Here is a 17,514-nt window from a genome sequence, read left to right as displayed (position 1 = left end):
ATGGGAAGGACAAGAACAATGCCGCTCGCCGGGCAAGGCATGCTGCTGACGTCGATGAACATCGACGTTCCAGATGAGGCCGATTTCAATCGCTGGTACGATCGCGAGCATCTGGAAGAGCGCGTCGCGATCGAGGGTTTCCTGGAGGCGCGGCGCTATGTCGCGCATGCTGCCAATCCCAAATATCTCTCGCTGTACTCGACCGCGACGCTCGACGTGCTCGACAGTCCCGCCTACCGGGCCCGCCTCGCCAACCAGACCGAATGGTCGCGGCGGACCATGGCGCATTTCAAGAACATGCTGCGCGTGGTCGCGCGCATCACCATCAGCAAGGGCACCGGTCGCGGCGCAGCACTCGGGCTGGTGCGGCTGCGGCCGAGCGCCGACAATGCCGGGACATGGCGTGATGCACTGCACGAAAAGCTGACGCCCGGGGAGCGCGGGGGCATCATCTCGATGCATCTGCTCGAAAGCGAGCCGGAATTGTCGGGCGCGACCGCAGACATTCCAGCGGTGCGCAATGAGGGCGCGCGCGACTGGTTCGTGCTGATCGACGGCACGCATGTCGGCGCGGTCTCCGCGGTCATTGCCGAACGCTTCACCGGCCCCGCCGCATCGCCCTTCCCGCTTCCTGTCTCCGTCGGCACTTACAGCCTGATGTGGGATCTCGCGAAGAGCGATATCGCGTCCGGCTAGCGGCCATCCGCAACGCAACATATTGCACCGCACGCACCTTGCGTGCGGCCGTTAATGCTGAGCGCGCGCAGCACCTATGAAAGCAGGTGATCGCATAAATTTGCCGTTGTACTTCGGAATGATTCTAATAAGCTAACCCAATGACGTCATTCATAAACCAGATCGACGCGCATTAGCGTTCGCCAAGCTCAAGAAAAGGCCGCCGGGTCTTTGGGCCTGTGCGGACAGGGTAGGAATGAAACCGACCGACATCGCGGCCCCCGACTACTTTCACAAAGTGGTCGATTGCCAGTGGGCCTGTCCTGCACACACCCCGGTTCCCGAATACATCCGACTGATCGCACAAGGCCGCTACAGCGACGCCTACATGATCAATTGGAAATCGAACGTGTTTCCCGGAATTCTGGGACGCACCTGCGATCGTCCATGCGAGCCGGCGTGCCGTCGCGGACGCGTCGAGGAAACGCCGGTGGCGATCTGCCGCCTCAAGCGCGTCGCCGCCGACTTCAAGGACGACATCAGGCAGCGCCTGCCGCGTCCGTCGCCGAAGAACGGCAAGCGCGTTGCGTTCGTCGGCGGTGGCCCCGCCTCGCTGACGGTGGCGCGCGATCTTGCCCCGCTCGGCTATCACTGCACCGTGTTCGACGGCGATCCCGAGGCCGGCGGCATGATGCGCACGCAAATCCCGAAATTCCGCCTGCCCAATTCGGTCATTGACGAGGAGACCGGCTACATCCTCGATCTCGGCGTCGAATTCAAAGGCGGCCACCGCATCGAGAGCATGAAGGCGCTGCTCGCGGAGAAATACGACGCGATCTTCGTCGGCTCCGGCGCACCGCGCGGACGCGAGCTCGATGTTCCGGGCCGGAAAGAGGCTGCCGCCAACATCCATATCGGCATCGATTGGCTGTCTTCGGTGTCATTCGGCCATATCGACAAGATCGGCAAGCGCGTGATCGTGCTCGGCGGCGGCAACACCGCGATGGATTGCTGCCGCACCGCGCGCCGCCTCGGCGGCGCAGACGTGAAAGTCATTGTGCGCTCCGGCTTCGAGGAGATGAAGGCCTCGCCCTGGGAGAAGGAAGACGCGATCCACGAGGACATTCCGATCCTCAACTACATGGTGCCGGTGGCATTCAAGCATGTCGCCGGCAAGCTCATCGGCGTCACCTTCCAGCACGTCAAAGCCGAATACGACGCCAAAGGCCGCCGCAATCTGGTGCCTTCGGGCGACCCCGATCAAACCATTCCCTGCGACGACGTGCTGGTCGCGGTCGGCCAGGAGAACGCCTTCCCCTGGATCGAGCAGGATTGCGGCATCGAGTTCGACAAATGGCACATGCCCAAGGTCGATCCGAAGACCTTCGTCTCGACCAATCCGAAAGTGTTCTTCGGCGGCGACGCCGCGTTCGGCCCGAAGAACATCATCTGGGCCGTGGCGCAGGGCCACGACGCCGCGCTGTCGATCCACAAGATGCTCTCGGGCGATGACATCACCGAACGGCCGCTGCCGGAGGTGCAAATCTCCTCGCAGAAGATGGGCATCCACGAATGGAGCTATGACAACGACATCTCCAACGACAAGCGCTTCAAGGTTCCGCATCGCGACAAGGTGATTGCGCTGAAGGACATCCGAACCGAGGTCGAGCTCGGCTACGACGTCAAGCTGGCGCTGGGCGAAGCCGAGCGCTGCCTGAACTGCGACGTCCAGACCGTGTTCTCGACCTCGCTCTGCATCGAGTGCGACGCCTGCGTCGATATCTGCCCGATGGACTGCATCACCTTCACTGATAATGGCGAGGAAAGCGACCTACGCCAGCGCCTGAAGGCGCCCTCGCCACATCCCGACCAGGACCTTTACGTCTCCAGCGACCTCAAGACCGGGCGCGTGATGGTCAAGGACGAGGACGTCTGCCTGCATTGCGGGCTGTGCGCCGAGCGCTGTCCCACCGGAGCCTGGGACATGCAGAAATATTTCATCGAGATGACTTACGCAGGTTCGACATGTCCGACAAAAAGCCGCTCAGCAGCGTAAACGACTTCGTCGTCCGCTTCGCCAACGTCAACGGCTCGGGCTCGGCCAGCGCCAACGAGATGTTCGCGCGCGCGATCCTGCGTCACGGCGTTCCGGTCTCCCCCCGCAACATCTTCCCCTCCAACATCCAGGGCCTGCCGACCTGGTACGAGGTGCGGGTGACGGAAGACGGCCATCTCGGCGCCCGTGGCGGCGTCGACATGATGGTGGCGATGAACCCGCAGACCTGGGACAAGGACATCGCCGGCATCGAGCCCGGCGGCTATCTGTTCTACGATTCCACCAAGCCGATGCCGTCGACCAAATTCCGCGACGACATCACTGTGATCGGCGTGCCGCTCACCGCGATCACCAACTCGACCTACACCGATCCGCGCCAGCGCCAGCTGTTCAAGAACATCATCTATCTGGGCAGCCTCTCGGCGCTGCTCGACATGGACCCGAAGCTGATCGAACAGCTGATCGGCGAGCAGTACAAGGGCAAGGAGAAGCTGCTCTCCTCCAACGTCCATGCGCTGCATCTCGGCCGCGACTGGGCGCTGCAGAATTTGAAATGCCCGATCGGGCTGCGGGTGAAGAAAACCGACAAGGTCGGCGACCGCATCTTCATCGAGGGCAACAGCGCCGCCGCGCTCGGCGCGGTCTATGGCGGCGCCACCGTGTGCGCCTGGTATCCGATCACGCCGTCCTCGTCGGTGGCGGAGGCTTTCACCGCCCACTGCAAGAAGTATCGGCACGATCCTGAAACGGGCAAGGCGAAATACGCCATCGTGCAGGGCGAGGACGAGCTGGCTTCGATCGGTATCGTCATCGGCGCCTCCTGGAACGGCGCCCGCGCCTTCACCGCGACCTCCGGCCCCGGCATCTCCTTGATGACCGAGTTCATCGGCCTCTCCTATTTCGCCGAGATTCCGGCCGTGATCATGAACATCCAGCGCGCCGGTCCCTCGACCGGCATGCCGACCCGCACCCAGCAATGCGACATCATCGCCTGCGCCTATGCCTCGCATGGCGACACCAAGCACGTGCTGCTGTTCCCGGAAGATCCGGCCGAGGCCTTCGAGTTCGCGGCGGCCGCGTTCGATCTTGCCGAGCGGCTCCAGACCACGATCTTCCTGATGCTCGACCTCGACATCGGGATGAACCACCGTCTCTGCCGCCCGCTGAAGTGGGACGACGCGAAACAGTATGACCGCGGCAAGGTGATGACCACGGAGATGCTGGAGGAAGGCCGCGACTTCGGCCGCTATCTCGACGTCGACGGCGACGGCATTCCCTACCGCACCTATCCCGGCACGCATCCGACCAAGGGCTCCTATTTCACCCGCGGCACCTCGCGCGACCGCTATGCGCGCTACTCCGAGGAAGGCTCGGTCTATGCCGACAACATGCAGCGTCTGGTGCGCAAGTTCGAGACCGCGCAGGACCTGGTCCCGCGCCCGCTCCAGGCCAACGCGGAACGGCCGACCAAATATGGCGTGATCTATTTCGGCTCGACCTCGCCCGCGATGGACGAGGCGATCGGCCTGCTGGAGGCGCGCGGACATCAGCTCGACCGCCTGCGCATCCGCGCCTTCCCGTTCCACTCGAGCGTGGCGAGCTTCCTTGCCGAGCACGACTTCGTCTACGTGGTCGAGCAGAACCGCGACGCCCAGCTCCGCCAGCTCATCGTCAACGAGAACGGCATCGACCCGGTGCGCCTGGTGCCGATCGTGCATTACGACGGCACACCGATCACCGCCCGTTTCATCGCAAAAGCCATTGGCGACCACCAGGATCACCTCAAGGTGACCCCGCTCCGCAAGGCCGTGTCATGACCTATATTGCCAAGCCGAAGTTCCATCATCCGGGCCTCAAGAAGAACGAGCTCGGGTACACGCACCGCGACTACGAGGGCAAGATCTCGACCCTGTGCGCCGGCTGCGGCCATGACTCGATCACGGCCTCGATCATCGAGGCCTGCTACGAGCTCTCGATCGAGCCGCATCGGGTTGCGAAAATCTCCGGCATCGGCTGCTCCTCGAAGACGCCGGACTATTTTCTGGGCAATTCGCACGGCTTCAACTCCGTGCACGGCCGCATGCCGTCGGTCTTGACCGGCGCCAACCTCGCCAACCGCGATCTGATCTATCTCGGCGTCTCCGGCGACGGCGATTCCGCCTCGATCGGCTTCGGCCAGTTCGCTCATTCGATCCGGCGCGGCGTCAACATGACCTATATCGTCGAGAACAACGGCGTTTACGGCCTGACCAAGGGCCAGTTCTCGGCCACCGCCGACCGCGGCTCGAAGTCCAAGAAGGGCGTCACCAACACCGACAACGCGATCGACCTCGTCGCGATCGCGCTGCAGCTAGGGGCCACCTTCGTCGCGCGCTCGTTCTCCGGCGACAAGAGCCAGCTGGTGCCGCTGATCGCGGCCGCGATCGGCCACAAGGGCGCATCCTTCATCGACGTCATCAGCCCCTGCATCGCCTTCAACAACCACGCCGGCTCGACCAAGAGCTTCGACTATGTGCGGGAGCACAATGACGCCGTGAACCGGCTCGACGTGCTGGTCGGCCGCGATCCCATCGCCGTCGAGTATGCGCCGGGAACGGTGCAGGTGGTCGAGCAGCACGACGGCAGCAAGATCGCGCTGCGCAAGATCGACGCGGATTACGACCCGCACGACCGCCTCGGCGCCCAGACCTTCCTCCAGAAGCACGCCGCCAAGGGCCAGATCGTCACCGGTCTGCTCTACGTCGATCCCGATGCGGAAGACCTGCACACGCATCTCAACACGGTCGAGACGCCGCTCAATACGCTGGAGGCGGACACGCTGTGCCCGGGCTCGGCTGCGCTGGACAAGTTCAACGCCAGCCTGCGGTGATCATCGACCGCGCTCGACCGGCTGCCTGACACGTATGGTGATCTTCTCCGATACGACAGGCGGCTCGAACGGATAGTGCTTCGCGTCGCCCAGCACCAGTTGCAGCGTGTGCATCCCGGGTGGAAGTTCGAGCAGGGTTTCGGTCTGCCCCGCCCCGAAGTGCAGATGCGACTTGTCCTGCGGGATCGGCTCCTTGGGATCGATGGGATCGTTGACGTCGACCAGCAAATGATGATGGCCGGCGTTCTGGTACTCGTCGCCGGCGTGCGTCACGCCCATATTGCGCAAGCCGAACCGGACCCAGAACCCGCCCCGAACCTTCTGCCCGTCACGCGGGGTGATGAAATAGAGCTTGGCATCCTTGGGAGCGGTCTTGCCCTGCGGATAGGCGACGCCTGGGAGTAATGCGAGCGCCGCCGCCAGGGCGGCGCAACGAATGATCTGCATCGAAATGACTCCACCACTTAAGGACTTAGCGCAACGCGGAATCCATGCGTCGGATAACGAACATTGGTATCGTAGCCATCGCGGTTGGACGGCCTCACATATCTCGAATCGTTCTTCCATGAACCCGAGCGCAGGACATGCGACGAGCAGTCCCCGCCGGTCCATGCCGAGCCGTCACCGGGTGCGCCCTGATAGGTCCTGCGCCAGCAGTCCTCGACCCACTGATCGACACCGCCACCCATGTCGTGGAGGCCGAACGGATTCGGCTTGAAGCTGCCGACCTTCGCCGGCTGCTCGGCCGCGAGGTCACCGCAATCCTTGCATCCCGCCATGCCCGGCTGGAGCTTGTCGCCCCACCAATATTTCGTCTGCGTCCCGCCGCGCGCGGCGTATTCCCATTCGGCTTCGCTCGGAAGCCGATACGACTTCTTCGTGGTCCGCGCGAGCCAGGCCGCATATTGCTGCGCGTCGGTCCAACTCACATTGGTGATCGGCGCATCGTCCTTGCCGATGGCGGTGAAGCCGCACGCCTTTGCAGCCGCGCATTCGTTCCATTCCCGCACGGTCACCGGATACTTTCCGATCGAGAACGGCTTGACCGTGACCTGGTGGACGGGACGTTCGGTCGGATCGTCATTGCTTCCCATCGCGAAACTGCCGCCGCGAATGGCGATCATCTCGGGTTCGCGGAGCGACGTGGCCGATGGGCTTGGTGCTGGACTCGACGTCGAAGCACTTGACGTCGAAGCACTTGGCGCGGAAGCACTTGGCGCCGGAGCACTTGACGCTGAAGCACTTGGCGCCGGAGCGGGCGATGGAGACGATGCCGCCAATGAAGGAGACGGCTGCGGCGTTTGTGTCGCGGCTTCTCGCGGTGCAGGTTGCGGGCTCGGCGATGCGACCGGAGCAGCAGTCGGCGCGGCGGCCTGCTCCCTCACCCTGCCCGACGGCTGCGCCAGCAGATACCACAACACACCGGAAGCGATCACGAGGAGCGTGACGCCCAGAAGGAAGATCAGGGTATTCTCGCGCCGGCCTCGCGTCCTCCCAACCGCATCTGCGTCCGGCAGCACGCGATAGACGCGCACCGGATCGGTGATGTTCTTGACCTTGCGGTCGCCGAGCGACTCATAGCCGCATACCACCTTGTGCTTGATCTGCTCGTAGATCGCGCCCGAGATATAGACCTGACCGGGCTCGGCGATACCCTCGATGCGCGTGGCGATGTTGACGCCGTCGCCGTAGACATCGTCCGGCTCTACGATCACATCACCGAGATTGACGCCAATCCGATATTCGATCCGGGAGTCCTTCGGAAGCGAAGCGTTGCGCCCGACGAGATTCTGCTGGATGACGATGCTGCAGCGAACGGCCTCGACGGGACTGTCGAAGATCGCGATGAAGCCGTCTCCCGTCGTCTTCACCAACGTTCCATGGTGTTCGACGATGCTGGGCTCGATGAGATCCCGCTCGATCCGCTTAACGCGAACATGCGTGCCTTCCTCGTCGGCCTGCATCAAGCGGCTGTAGGAAGCGATGTCACCGACGATGATTGCGGCGAGACGACGCGGCATCGAGCCGTGTGGAGGCGGCTCGTCATGATTTCCGGATCTGAAGTTACGAATCTCGCCCATTGCGGGGAACTCCACAAACGCGGGTGAGCTTACGACATCGAATTTCAGCTGTCTGTGAAGACTATCACATTGATGATCCGCGACAATCTCGCAGAAATCAGCGGCGCCGAGTTCCCGGGCAGAAGCGCCGCAAGGATTGAACCTTCTCGGACCGACGGCGGACTAAGGCTCGCGCGACCACTCGGCAACGCAGCCTATGCCTGCTTCGACCGCCGCTGCGATGCGCGGCATCTTACCCGATGCAGGCGAATCCTCGCCCGCTTCAGCTGACAGCCTCGGGCTCCGGTTCAGGCTCCGGCACGGAGTGGTCCGAAGGGGCCGGTCGTCCGGCACCCCAATATTGCTTGCAGGTCTCGAGCAATGTCTTGACGTCCATGGTCAGGCCGCCCGCATTGACGATCACGCTGTCAGCGCCAAGCGTCTTGTTCATCAGCGACAAGGCACGCCTCAGGAAGCCCCCGGAGAATCGCCCGGCGACAAGGGGATCGAGCTTGAGCACCACGAACTTCTGCAGGCGCTGCTCCCAGATCTGTATCTTCCGCACGGAGCTCCAAGCGATGGTCTCGTCGGCGAGCCTGAGGTCGCGAATGCCGACACGGCTGATGAAGACGACCGGCGACCTGGCCGAGATCAACCTCCAGAGCATCCTGAAGGTGGCGAGGCCGAAAAACACCGCACCGACATAGCAGGCGGCGACCTCGAACGTGGTGATGTTCTTGCCTTGCTGCCACATGAATGCGAGCGCAGCGCAGAGCAGCGACAGCAGCAGACCGGCGCCGAAAAACACCAGCAGCCGTCCCCGGGAATAGCCGATCGTAATGTTGGGCAAGTTCTGACCTACGGACATGTTCGACCGCCACCAGCCTTTTGCAGCAACCCTGGGTTTACGAACGCCCCTTCTCCCGAGTTATTAGGACTGGAACCTTGCGCGAGGCTGCCCACGGGAATGCAAGGCATCGGCACTTGAACGCGCGGCGTCCGGCTTGCGACTAACCGCCAGTCGGCTCTCACCCCCCTCCGATGCGGCCGTCAATGGTTCGCGCGCCCGGTGCGATCATGAGGCTTGCCCTGCTCCTTCCGCTTGTCCTTGCCGCCTTCGTCGGCGCCGCACGCGCCGAGGAGGCCGACGATATCCGCGAGGCGACCAAGGCCGAGGCCGAAACCTTCAACACGCGCATGTATGCCGGGACACCCGGCAGCAAGGCCTATGCCTGCTTCGTCCGCCGCTACGATGCCGCACATCTGGCGCGGCATCCGAAGCAGAAGGTCGCCTCGATGAAGCTGCTGGTCTCGGCGGAATTGGACAAGGAGGACAAGGAGCTCCACAACTCCTTCCGGCTCGGCTTCAGATACCGCCATCGCTCCGGCGATTTCGACTCCAGTGGCTCCTGTAACCACGCTGTTTTCACCAAGGACGGCACCGAGATCCGGCTCGGCTGCGGTGTCGACTGCGAAGGCGGCGGTATCGGCGTTGCGCTCTCCAGGGACGACAAGTCGGCGATCGTACGGCTGGCGCGGGTCAGGGTCTGGCAGAACAACAAGCCGGACGACGAAGCCGAGCAATCGCTGGTCGCTGGTGCCGACGACGGCATTTTCCGCCTCGACCGCACCGACAACCGCGGATGCGCCTCGCTGGTGACGGACCGCAAGGAACTCGCCGCGCTGCGTCACAAGTGATAGGCCTCGGCGAAATCAGGCCAGTCGAGGGAGATCGCCATGAACCGCCGGAGCATCTTGTGGAGCGCCGTCTCGGCCCTGGGCGCGGCGCTTGGCGGCTCCAGCGCGAAGGCCGCGACGGAAGTCGGCGCGGGCAACAAGCTCAAGGTCGTCTATCACCTGAGCGACGCCGAGAAGGTCAATTTCGTGCTCGGCAACATCCAGAACCACGTTGACGGCGTCGGCGGTCCCCAACACGTCACCATCGCGCTGGTGATTCACGGGCCGGCGCTGAAGGCGTTTCACCGGGCACAGGCCAACCCCGACGTCGGCAAGCGCGTCGGCGATTTCTCCAAGGACGGTGTCGAGCTCGCGGCGTGCGCCAACACTATGAAGGCGCAGAACGTCACGCTGACGGGTTTGCTGCCGGGCTTCGTCAGCGCGGAGAAGGGCGGCGTGGTCCGTTTGGCCGAGCTCCAGTCGCAGGGTTATCTCTACCTGCGGCCTTAGGCGTCGAAGTCTTCCATTCTCCGGCTTGACTTATCCATAACTCTACGGTTATGAGTTAATCCATAACTTATGGGTTATGGATTTCACATGTCCGCCGCGCACGATCTTCTGTTCAGGACGCTCGCCGATCCGACCCGGAGGGCGATCTTCGAGCGGCTATGCCGGGAGGGCGAGCAGACGGTCGGGGCACTGACGGCGACGTCAGGCGTTTCCCAGCCGGCGGTCTCAAAACATCTCGGCGCGCTGAAGCAGGCCGGGCTGGTGCGCGACCGCCATGCAGGACGCCAGACCCATTACAGCGCGCAGCCCGGCGCGCTCAATCCGCTGATCGACTGGACCGGCCAGATGGCCGGCTTCTGGCAGAACCGGCTCGATGCTCTCGACGATCTCCTGAAGAGGATGGACCAATGACCGAAGCTGCCGCCGAGATGCGCTCCGTGGTGATCGAGCGCGAATTTTCCTTCCCGGCCGAGCGGATCTGGCGCGCGCTGACGCAGCCGCATCTGATCGAGGAATGGCTGATGAAGAACGACTTCAAGCCGGTCGTGGGACATCGCTTCAATCTTCGCGGCGAATGGGGCGGCGTGCTGGACTGCGAGGTCCTCACCATCGAGCCGCAGCGCGCGCTCGCCTATACCTGGAATTTCTCGCATGAGAACGCGGCGTTCGATCTGAAAAGCGTGGTGACCTTCACGCTGACGCCGACGAACGCGGGCACGCATTTGCGCGTCGAGCAGGCGGGCTTCAGCCCGACCCAGAAGCAGGCCTATGGCGGCGCGCATGCCGGCTGGAAGCAGTTTTTCGCCAAGCTGGACGAGGTGCTGGCGCGAGCTGACTAGGTCCGTCGCCGGCCTTTATTCGATCATCTCAAGAGGAGGTTTCATTGACCGGGAATATGTGGGTTCGGCAGATCCATCGCTGGCTGTCCATCGCTTTCACGCTCGCCGTGATCGCGAACATTGTTGCCCTGACGCTGCAAATCCAGGCCACGTGGATCGGGCTGCTGGCATTCGTCCCACTGATTCCATTGCTCGCGACCGGGCTCTACATGTTCGCGCTGCCCTATGTCGGCCGCCGCGGCGGCGCGCGGCAAGAGGCGTGATCATGAAGAGGGCTGTGACCGCGAAGACAAGCAGCGCGACCAAGACGGACGGCGCTTCGCCCTCCAGGATGATCGACGGCAGGATCAAGGAGCTCGGCGACTGGCGCGGCGAGATGCTGGGGCGAATCCGCAGCCTGATCAAGCAGGCCGATCCTGACGTCGTCGAGGAATGGAAATGGCGCGGCGTTCCCGTGTGGGAGCACGACGGCATCATCTGCACCGGCGAGACCTACAAGGCCGTCGTGAAGCTGACTTTTGCCAAGGGCGCGGCGCTGGACGACCCGGCCGGCCTGTTCAATTCCAGCCTCGACGGAAACGTGCGCCGCGCGATCGAACATTCGCGAAGGCGAAAAGATCAACGAGAAGGCGTTGAAAGCGCTGATCCGCGCGGCGGTGGAGCTGAATGGGTCCAAGAAGAAGCCGGCGAAGAAGCGATCGGCTTAGACCACGTCAAGTCGATGCAAATTCCTGGTGACGGCCAGAGCAAGCGCCTCGTCCTTCGAGACGACCGCTCCGCGGTCTCCTCAGGATGAGGCTAAGCAGAAGCGCTGTCTGTCGACATAGCTCCCGCACACTCCGTCCTCATCCTGAGGGCCCGCCAGAGGCGGGCGTCTCGAAGGATTGGCCGCGGGCGAGCTACCGCCACGTCGATGTTCCAGCAGCTTGCCAGCCGCGTCAGGCCGCCGCCGGGATCGGGCGCGGGCTTACGACATATTCGCGCAGGACCTTGTCGTTGGCATCGACCTCGATCAGTGAGACGTCGTAAGTCCAGAGATCGGCGAGGTGCTGGAGCACGCGCTTGGCGTCGGTCTCGTTGAGCTGCGAGCCCTTGATGACGTGGTGATGCAGGATCAGCCGGCGGTCGCCGGAGAGATCGACGTCGACCACTTCGATATTGGCGTCGATGAAGCCGACATCATGCTGCCGTGCCAGCTCGCGCCGCACCCGGCGGAAGCCGCGATCGTCGTGGATGGCATCGACCCGGATGCCGGCACGCTCCTCGGGATCGTCGTGCAGGTGGAACATGCGGAAGTGCCGCATCAGCTTCGGGCTCAGGAACTGCGCGATGAAGCTTTCATCGCGGTAGTTGGCCCAGACGTCGCGCAGCACGCCCATCACGTCGTTCTTGCCGGCAATGTCGGGGAACCACTCGCGATCCTCGTCTTCCGGCCTGGTGACGATGCGCTCGATGTCCTGCATCACGGCAAAGCCGAGCGCATAGGGATTGAAGCCGGAGAAGCGCGGATCGTCGAATTCGGGCTGGAACACCACGTTGGTGTGCGACTGCAGGAATTCGAGGAAGTTGCCGTCGGAGATGCGGCCTTGCTGATGCAGCTTGGTCATGATGCGATAGTGGACGTAGGTCGCGGTCCCCTCGTTCATCACCTTGGTCTGGCTCTGCGGATAGAAATATTGCGCGATGTGGCGGACGATGCGCAAAAGCTCGCGCTGCCAGGGCGCCAGCCGCGGCGCGCTCTTCTCCAGGAAGTAGAGCAGGTTTTCCTGCGGCAGGCCGAGCAGCTTGCGGCGGCGTTCGATGCTGAGCGCCGAGCGGGTCTTCGACGCCCCCTTCGGCACGGTGCGCCAGAGGTCGTTGAAGACTTCCTCCTCGTGCTGACGGCGGCGCCCTGCCCGCTTCTCCTCGGCGCGCAGATCCAGCTTCTTCTTGCCGGGATAGCGGTCGATGCCGTGCGACATCAGCGCATGCGCGGCATCCAGGGTGCGCTCGACCTCGACGCGGCCGTAGCGCTCCTCGCAGGTCATCACGTAGTTCTTGGCAAAGTCGAGATAGTCCAGAATGCCGTCGGCGTCGGTCCACTGCTTGAACAGATAGTTGTTCTTGAAGAAGTGGTTGTGGCCGAAGGCGGCGTGGGCGATCACCAGCGTCTGCATCGTCGCCGTGTTCTCCTCCATCAGATAGGAGATGCAGGGCGAGGAGTTGATCACGATCTCATAGGCAAGCCCCATCAGGCCCTTGCGGTACGAGGCCTCGTGGAACGCGAAGTGCTTGCCGAACGACCAGTGCTTGTAGAACAGCGGCATGCCGACGGACGAGTAGGCATCCAGCATCTGCTCGGCGGTGATGACCTCGATCTGGTTCGGATAGACGTCGAGCCCGAGATCCTTCGTCGCCACCTCCTCGCAGGCATCGGTGATGCGCTGCAAGGTGTGGAAATCCCAATCGGCGCCTTCGAACAAGCGTTCCGTCATGGAGCGGCTTTCTCCTGGGAAGTTTCGCGGCGCTGGAACAGATCGTGGAACACCGGGAAGATCTCGCTGCGCTCGCTGACCTTGCGCATCGAGAGCGGTGCGCCGCTGTTGCGCAGGCGGTCGTAGAGGGTCCAGAGCGAGGAGTCGGAGAGATCGAAGGCGCTGCCGCCGGACTCCCCGACCTCGAGATAGGCAAAGAACTGGCAGACCGGCAGGATCTTGTCGGTCAGCAGCATGCCCGTGAGCTCGCCGTCGGAATAGGAATTGTCGCCGTCGGAGGCTTGCGCGGCGTAGATGTTCCAGTCCGCCGGATTGAAACGCTCGCGCACGATCTCGTGCATGGCGTGGAGCGCGCTCGAGACCAGCGTGCCGCCCGAGGCCGGACCGTAGAAGAAGGTCTGCTCGTCCACCTCCTCGGCGCGGTCGGTGTGGCGGATGAAGACGATCTCGACATGCTTGTAGCGCCGCTTCAGGAACACGTAGAGCAGCATGTAGAAGCGCTTGGCGAGATCCTTCATGTGCTCGGACATCGAGCCGGAGACGTCCATCAGGCAGAACATCACCGCCTGCGCCACCGGCCGCGGCACCTTCTCGTAGCGGCGGTAGCGGATATCGAGCGGATCGACGAAGGGAATGCGCTTGGTTCTCGCCTTCAGCCTTTCGAGCTCGGCGAGCAGCAGCACACGCTCGTCCTCGTTGGTGCATGCCGCGATCGCAGCTTCCAGCTCCTCGATCTCCTCCTTGCGGGGACGCTTGAGCGCGATGCGCCGCGCCAGCGCGAGCTTCACCGTCCGGCTGACCGAGATGTTGGCGGGCGAGCCGGACGTGGTGTAGCCGGCGCGCTGGATGCCCTCGCTCTCGGTCTGCGCGATCTTGCGCTTGGCAAGATCCGGCAGCTCGAGGTCGTCGAGGAACAGATCCACGAACTCGTCGCGGGAGAGGACGAAGCGGAACGCGTCCTCGCTGTCGCCTTCGCCGGGACCGGAATCCTTGGCGCTGCCCTGGCCGGATCGCTGGAGGTAATCGCCCTCGATGAACTTCTTGTTCCCGGGCAAAACCATGTCGCGCGTTCCGCCTTCACGGCGGAAACGCGGCTCGTGCATGCCGTCGAGCGGTATCGTGACCTCACCACCCTCCAGGACGTCCTTGATGTCGCGTTCCTGCGAGGTCTTCTTGACGGCGCCCTGCACCAGGGATTTGGCCCGACGCAAGAACCGCTGCCGGTTCTCAAGACTCTTGCCGCCTGGATTCAGGCGCCTGTCAATAATGTGAATGGGCACTTTTCCATCCGCTCCATCCGCCTCAACCGGCCTGCTTCACACGCATGTACCATTCGACGAGCCGGCGAACCTGACGCTCGGTGTAGCCGCGCTCCACCATGCGTGCGACGAACTCGCCGTGCTTCTTCTCCGTCTCGCCGTCCTTCTTCGACCCGAAGGAGATGACCGGAAGCAGGTCCTCGACCTGCGAGAATATCCGCTTTTCGATCACGTCGCGAATCTTCTCGTAGGAAATCCAGGTCGGATTCTTGCCTCCGTTCTGGGCCCGCGACCGTAACGAGAATTTGACCACCTCGTTGCGGAAGTCCTTCGGGTTGGCGATACCCGCCGGCTTCTCGATTTTGGTCAGTTCCTGGTTCAAAAGCTCGCGATCGAGCAGCTGGCCGGTGTCGGCATCCTTGAAGTCCTGATCCTCGATCCAGGCGTCGGCGTAGTCGACGTAGCGATCGAACAGGTTCTGGCCATAATCCGAGTAGGATTCGAGATAGGCTTTCTGGATCTCGTTGCCGATGAACTCGGCGTAGCGCGGCGCCAGGTCCGCCTTGATGAATTCGAGGTAGCGCTTCTCGACTTCCTCAGGGAGCTGCTCGCGGCGGATCGACTGCTCCAGCGCGTACATCAGATGCACGGCGTCGGCGGCGACTTCCTGCGGATCGTGGTTGAAGGTCGCAGCCAGGATCTTGAAGGCGAAGCGGGTGGAGACGCCGTCCATGCCCTCGTCGACGCCGGCGGCATCGCGATATTCCTGGACGCTCCGTGCCTTCGGATCGGATTCCTTCAGGCTCTCGCCGTCATAGACCCGCATCTTGCCGAACAACGTGGAATTCTCGTGCTTGCGCAGGCGCGACATCACCGAGAACCGCGCCAACGTCTCCAGGGTCGACGGTGCGCACGGCGCGGCCGCCAGCTCCGAGCCCTGGATCAGCTTTTCGTAGATCTTCTGCTCTTCGGTGGCCCGGAGGCAGTACGGCACCTTGATCACGCAGATGCGGTCGATGAAGGCCTCGTTGTTCTTGTTGGCCTTGAAGCTCGACCACTCGGCTTCGTTCGAGTGCGCGAGGATCACGCCGGTGAACGGGATCGCGCCGATATTCTCGGTGCCGATGTAGTTGCCCTCCTGCGTTGCGGTGAGCAGCGGGTGCAGCATCTTGATCGGCGCCTTGAACATCTCGACGAATTCAAGGATGCCCTGGTTGGCGCGGTTGAGGCCGCCCGAATAGCTGTAGGCGTCGGGATCGTTCTGCGCGTAGGTCTCGAGCTTGCGGATATCGACCTTGCCGACCAGCGAGGAGATGTCCTGGTTGTTCTCGTCACCAGGCTCGGTCTTGGAGACCGCGATCTGGCGCAGCCGCGACGGCTGGATTTTTGCGACTCTGAACTGAGAAATGTCACCGCCGAAGGCTTCCAGCCGCTTGTAGCACCACGGGCTCATCAGGCCGGTGAGGCGACGGCGCGGAATGCCGTACTTCTCTTCCAGCATCGGTCCGAGATGATCGGGATCGAACAGGCTGAGCGGGCTTTCAAACACCGGGCTCAATTCATCGCCGGCTTTGAGCACGTAGATCGGCTGCACTTCCATCAGCGACTTGAGCCGCTCGGCGAGCGAGGATTTGCCGCCGCCGACCGGGCCGAGCAGATAGAGGATCTGCTTGCGCTCTTCGAGCCCCTGCGCCGCGTGGCGGAAGAAACCGACGATGCGCTCGATGGTTTCTTCCATGCCGTAGAAGCCGGCGAAGGCCGGATAGGTCCGGATGGTGCGGTTCAAAAAAATACGGCCAAGGCGTGGGTCCTTGGCCGTGTCAATCGTCTGGGGCTCACCGATGGCTGCTAGCAGTCGCTCGGCCGCGTTCGCGTATTTCATGGGATCGCTTCGACACGATTCCAGATATTCCGCCATCGACATGTCGTGTTGGCTTCTCGCCTCGAACGACTTAGCGAAAGCGTTGAATAGAGAATCGTTATACATGATCCCTCTCCGCGTGAGTTCCGCCACAAGCTGAAACGAAAGCAGTTACCGGACCGTTCCTCAGGCCATTTCGAATCAGCGTGAGCACATGACGATCATTGGACACCCGGGTGCCGACACGACGCAACGCACAACGTAGGCACTCGTTGAGTTACGAACAGGCACATGCCTGTAATTTGTGCGAATCTGTATCTATCTTCGCTCATTTCCAGAAAATGTCACTTGGTCGCAACATCCGGGCATTACCGGGGATGAGCCCATCCGGCACTGCAACATGGAGCGATCTGCGAGCGGCAATCTTATGACGCTTGTACGGCGAAGCCTTGCGTGCCGCGTTCATCTTCCTGCTGCAATGCGGTGCGCGCAACGCTCGCAGCATGACAATCGCGGCAAGCGCGCAGCAGTGTATCAAAATCGGTCGCCAACCCCTCGGAGGGGATGACAATCCGTTCATTCTGCCGTTCATTCTGCCGTTCATTCTGCGCGCGGGGCGCCAAGGTGCTGATGGTGCAGAGCTGCCGCTGCAAGGCCGGCGTCAGCGTCAGCACGATCGCCTTGTGGCCGCGGCCTTCCTCAGTCGAAACCTCCGCAATCGAGTCCCACAGCAGAAATTCATTGCCGATGCGGAGGTCGCGGATGCCATAGGGGGTGACGATCACCACCGGTCCCCGCTCGGCGGGCAGCAGCCAGATCAGCCGGCCGGTCACCAGGCCGAACAGCACGACGCCGGCATAGCCGACCGTCGTATCGTAGTCGCCCAGACCGTCCCACCAGTCGAAGGCAAGGGTCGCGCTGAACAGGGTCAATGCGAAGCCCGCCGCGACCAGCAGCCGCAGTTGGGTCGTACATGGGCTGATTTCGAGATCGTGGGTCGCATCGATGCATGCGGCCGGCGCGACCGATTGCGGGCTGTCGGCAACAGCGAGCGTCAGGCGGTCATGATGTGCGTGCATGCTCTTCCCCAGCATGGCCATTCGCGGCCGAGCGACGATCTATCAGGCGGACCGTAATCCGCTGATGACACTCCACGCAGACTGGGCTGACGAGACGAAGCGGCTACGTTGGTAACGAGCCCTTGGCCATTGTTCCGGCCGACGACTTTTTACGC

General features: G+C 62.8%; 16 protein-coding genes and 1 pseudogene. 10 read left to right on the top strand and 7 right to left on the bottom strand.

Features of this window, described 5'->3' with window-relative positions; all coding sequences use genetic code 11:
- The first annotated feature begins 18 nt into the window (after positions 1-18).
- The 4 genes from ACVJ5M_RS11530 (at position 19) to ACVJ5M_RS11515 (ending at position 5,600) form a co-directional block, all read left to right on the top strand.
- Entirely contained in the window at positions 19-696 is a 678-nt protein-coding gene (locus ACVJ5M_RS11530; protein WP_354097182.1) for a hypothetical protein, read from the top strand.
- Between the two features lie 235 nt (positions 697-931).
- Entirely contained in the window at positions 932-2,731 is a 1,800-nt protein-coding gene (locus ACVJ5M_RS11525) for an FAD-dependent oxidoreductase (RefSeq protein WP_063981421.1), read from the top strand.
- A complete protein-coding gene (locus ACVJ5M_RS11520) occupies positions 2,701-4,548 on the top strand; it encodes a 2-oxoacid:acceptor oxidoreductase subunit alpha (RefSeq protein WP_063981420.1) in 1,848 nt (615 codons plus the stop codon). The genes ACVJ5M_RS11525 and ACVJ5M_RS11520 overlap by 31 nt, the downstream gene beginning before the upstream one ends.
- Complete coding sequence (locus ACVJ5M_RS11515; protein ID WP_063981419.1) at positions 4,545-5,600, top strand: 2-oxoacid:ferredoxin oxidoreductase subunit beta; 1,056 nt, start codon at positions 4,545-4,547, stop codon at positions 5,598-5,600. Before ACVJ5M_RS11520 ends, ACVJ5M_RS11515 begins: the two co-directional genes overlap by 4 nt.
- Here ACVJ5M_RS11515 and ACVJ5M_RS11510 read toward each other — a convergent pair whose 3' ends face one another.
- From ACVJ5M_RS11510 to ACVJ5M_RS11500, 3 genes are all read right to left on the bottom strand, one after another.
- A complete protein-coding gene (locus ACVJ5M_RS11510) occupies positions 5,601-6,047 on the bottom strand; it encodes a DUF4399 domain-containing protein (protein WP_063981418.1) in 447 nt (148 codons plus the stop codon).
- Between the two features lie 17 nt (positions 6,048-6,064).
- On the bottom strand, positions 6,065-7,681 hold the full coding sequence (locus ACVJ5M_RS11505) for an SUMF1/EgtB/PvdO family nonheme iron enzyme (protein WP_063981417.1): 1,617 nt from the start codon (positions 7,679-7,681) through the stop codon (positions 6,065-6,067).
- Positions 7,682-7,943: 262 nt separating this feature from the next.
- Positions 7,944-8,528 carry an STM3941 family protein gene (locus ACVJ5M_RS11500; RefSeq protein ID WP_063981416.1) on the bottom strand — a complete coding sequence of 195 codons (585 nt, stop codon included), beginning with the start codon at positions 8,526-8,528 and terminating at the stop codon, positions 7,944-7,946.
- Between the two features lie 209 nt (positions 8,529-8,737).
- Between ACVJ5M_RS11500 and ACVJ5M_RS11495 the strand changes: the two genes are divergently transcribed.
- The 6 genes and pseudogenes from ACVJ5M_RS11495 (at position 8,738) to ACVJ5M_RS11470 (ending at position 11,393) form a co-directional block, all read left to right on the top strand.
- Positions 8,738-9,358 carry a hypothetical protein gene (locus tag ACVJ5M_RS11495; RefSeq protein WP_354099543.1) on the top strand — a complete coding sequence of 207 codons (621 nt, stop codon included), beginning with the start codon at positions 8,738-8,740 and terminating at the stop codon, positions 9,356-9,358.
- A gap of 39 nt (positions 9,359-9,397) precedes the next feature.
- Positions 9,398-9,847, top strand: a complete 450-nt coding sequence (locus ACVJ5M_RS11490) for a DsrE family protein (protein ID WP_063981415.1) — start codon at positions 9,398-9,400, stop codon at positions 9,845-9,847.
- A gap of 87 nt (positions 9,848-9,934) precedes the next feature.
- Positions 9,935-10,258 (top strand): ArsR/SmtB family transcription factor, encoded by a 324-nt coding sequence (locus ACVJ5M_RS11485; RefSeq protein ID WP_028147048.1) that lies wholly within the window; start codon positions 9,935-9,937, stop codon positions 10,256-10,258.
- Positions 10,255-10,686, top strand: a complete 432-nt coding sequence (locus ACVJ5M_RS11480; RefSeq protein ID WP_063981414.1) for an SRPBCC family protein — start codon at positions 10,255-10,257, stop codon at positions 10,684-10,686. The genes ACVJ5M_RS11485 and ACVJ5M_RS11480 overlap by 4 nt, the downstream gene beginning before the upstream one ends.
- Positions 10,687-10,730: 44 nt before the next feature.
- On the top strand, positions 10,731-10,949 hold the full coding sequence (locus ACVJ5M_RS11475) for a hypothetical protein (RefSeq protein WP_063981413.1): 219 nt from the start codon (positions 10,731-10,733) through the stop codon (positions 10,947-10,949).
- 2 nt (positions 10,950-10,951) lie between these two features.
- A pseudogene (locus tag ACVJ5M_RS11470) lies at positions 10,952-11,393 on the top strand (DUF1801 domain-containing protein).
- A 231-nt stretch (positions 11,394-11,624) separates the two neighbouring features.
- On the opposite strand, the gene ACVJ5M_RS11465 reads toward ACVJ5M_RS11470, so the two are convergent.
- The 4 genes from ACVJ5M_RS11465 to ACVJ5M_RS11450 form a co-directional block, all read right to left on the bottom strand.
- Positions 11,625-13,160, bottom strand: a complete 1,536-nt coding sequence (locus ACVJ5M_RS11465; RefSeq protein ID WP_028147051.1) for a SpoVR family protein — start codon at positions 13,158-13,160, stop codon at positions 11,625-11,627.
- A complete protein-coding gene (locus ACVJ5M_RS11460) occupies positions 13,157-14,440 on the bottom strand; it encodes a YeaH/YhbH family protein (protein ID WP_063981412.1) in 1,284 nt (427 codons plus the stop codon). Before ACVJ5M_RS11460 ends, ACVJ5M_RS11465 begins: the two co-directional genes overlap by 4 nt.
- 22 nt (positions 14,441-14,462) lie before the next feature.
- On the bottom strand, positions 14,463-16,406 hold the full coding sequence (locus ACVJ5M_RS11455) for a PrkA family serine protein kinase (RefSeq protein WP_063981411.1): 1,944 nt from the start codon (positions 16,404-16,406) through the stop codon (positions 14,463-14,465).
- A gap of 299 nt (positions 16,407-16,705) precedes the next feature.
- Positions 16,706-17,380, bottom strand: a complete 675-nt coding sequence (locus ACVJ5M_RS11450) for an STM3941 family protein (RefSeq protein WP_283017522.1) — start codon at positions 17,378-17,380, stop codon at positions 16,706-16,708.
- Between the last annotated feature and the right edge of the window lie 134 nt (positions 17,381-17,514).

The organism is Bradyrhizobium sp. S3.7.6, from assembly GCF_054061875.1.
The sequence above is the reverse complement of the archived record's forward strand: the minus strand, read 5'-3'. Positions and strand labels throughout refer to the sequence as shown.

What these genes read in the sequence shown, in the direction of transcription:
- ACVJ5M_RS11455 (WP_063981411.1), bottom strand. Translation starts at nt 16,406, where the DNA reads ATGTATAACGATTCTCTATTCAACGCTTTCGCTAAGTCGTTCGAGGCG.
- ACVJ5M_RS11500 (WP_063981416.1), bottom strand. Translation starts at nt 8,528, where the DNA reads ATGTCCGTAGGTCAGAACTTGCCCAACATTACGATCGGCTATTCCCGG.
- ACVJ5M_RS11515 (WP_063981419.1), top strand. Translation starts at nt 4,545, where the DNA reads ATGACCTATATTGCCAAGCCGAAGTTCCATCATCCGGGCCTCAAGAAG.
- ACVJ5M_RS11505 (WP_063981417.1), bottom strand. Translation starts at nt 7,681, where the DNA reads ATGGGCGAGATTCGTAACTTCAGATCCGGAAATCATGACGAGCCGCCT.
- ACVJ5M_RS11480 (WP_063981414.1), top strand. Translation starts at nt 10,255, where the DNA reads ATGACCGAAGCTGCCGCCGAGATGCGCTCCGTGGTGATCGAGCGCGAA.
- ACVJ5M_RS11495 (WP_354099543.1), top strand. Translation starts at nt 8,738, where the DNA reads ATGAGGCTTGCCCTGCTCCTTCCGCTTGTCCTTGCCGCCTTCGTCGGC.
- ACVJ5M_RS11490 (WP_063981415.1), top strand. Translation starts at nt 9,398, where the DNA reads ATGAACCGCCGGAGCATCTTGTGGAGCGCCGTCTCGGCCCTGGGCGCG.
- ACVJ5M_RS11510 (WP_063981418.1), bottom strand. Translation starts at nt 6,047, where the DNA reads ATGCAGATCATTCGTTGCGCCGCCCTGGCGGCGGCGCTCGCATTACTC.
- ACVJ5M_RS11485 (WP_028147048.1), top strand. Translation starts at nt 9,935, where the DNA reads ATGTCCGCCGCGCACGATCTTCTGTTCAGGACGCTCGCCGATCCGACC.
- ACVJ5M_RS11465 (WP_028147051.1), bottom strand. Translation starts at nt 13,160, where the DNA reads ATGACGGAACGCTTGTTCGAAGGCGCCGATTGGGATTTCCACACCTTG.
- ACVJ5M_RS11450 (WP_283017522.1), bottom strand. Translation starts at nt 17,380, where the DNA reads ATGGCCATGCTGGGGAAGAGCATGCACGCACATCATGACCGCCTGACG.
- ACVJ5M_RS11525 (WP_063981421.1), top strand. Translation starts at nt 932, where the DNA reads ATGAAACCGACCGACATCGCGGCCCCCGACTACTTTCACAAAGTGGTC.
- ACVJ5M_RS11530 (WP_354097182.1), top strand. Translation starts at nt 19, where the DNA reads ATGCCGCTCGCCGGGCAAGGCATGCTGCTGACGTCGATGAACATCGAC.
- ACVJ5M_RS11520 (WP_063981420.1), top strand. Translation starts at nt 2,701, where the DNA reads ATGTCCGACAAAAAGCCGCTCAGCAGCGTAAACGACTTCGTCGTCCGC.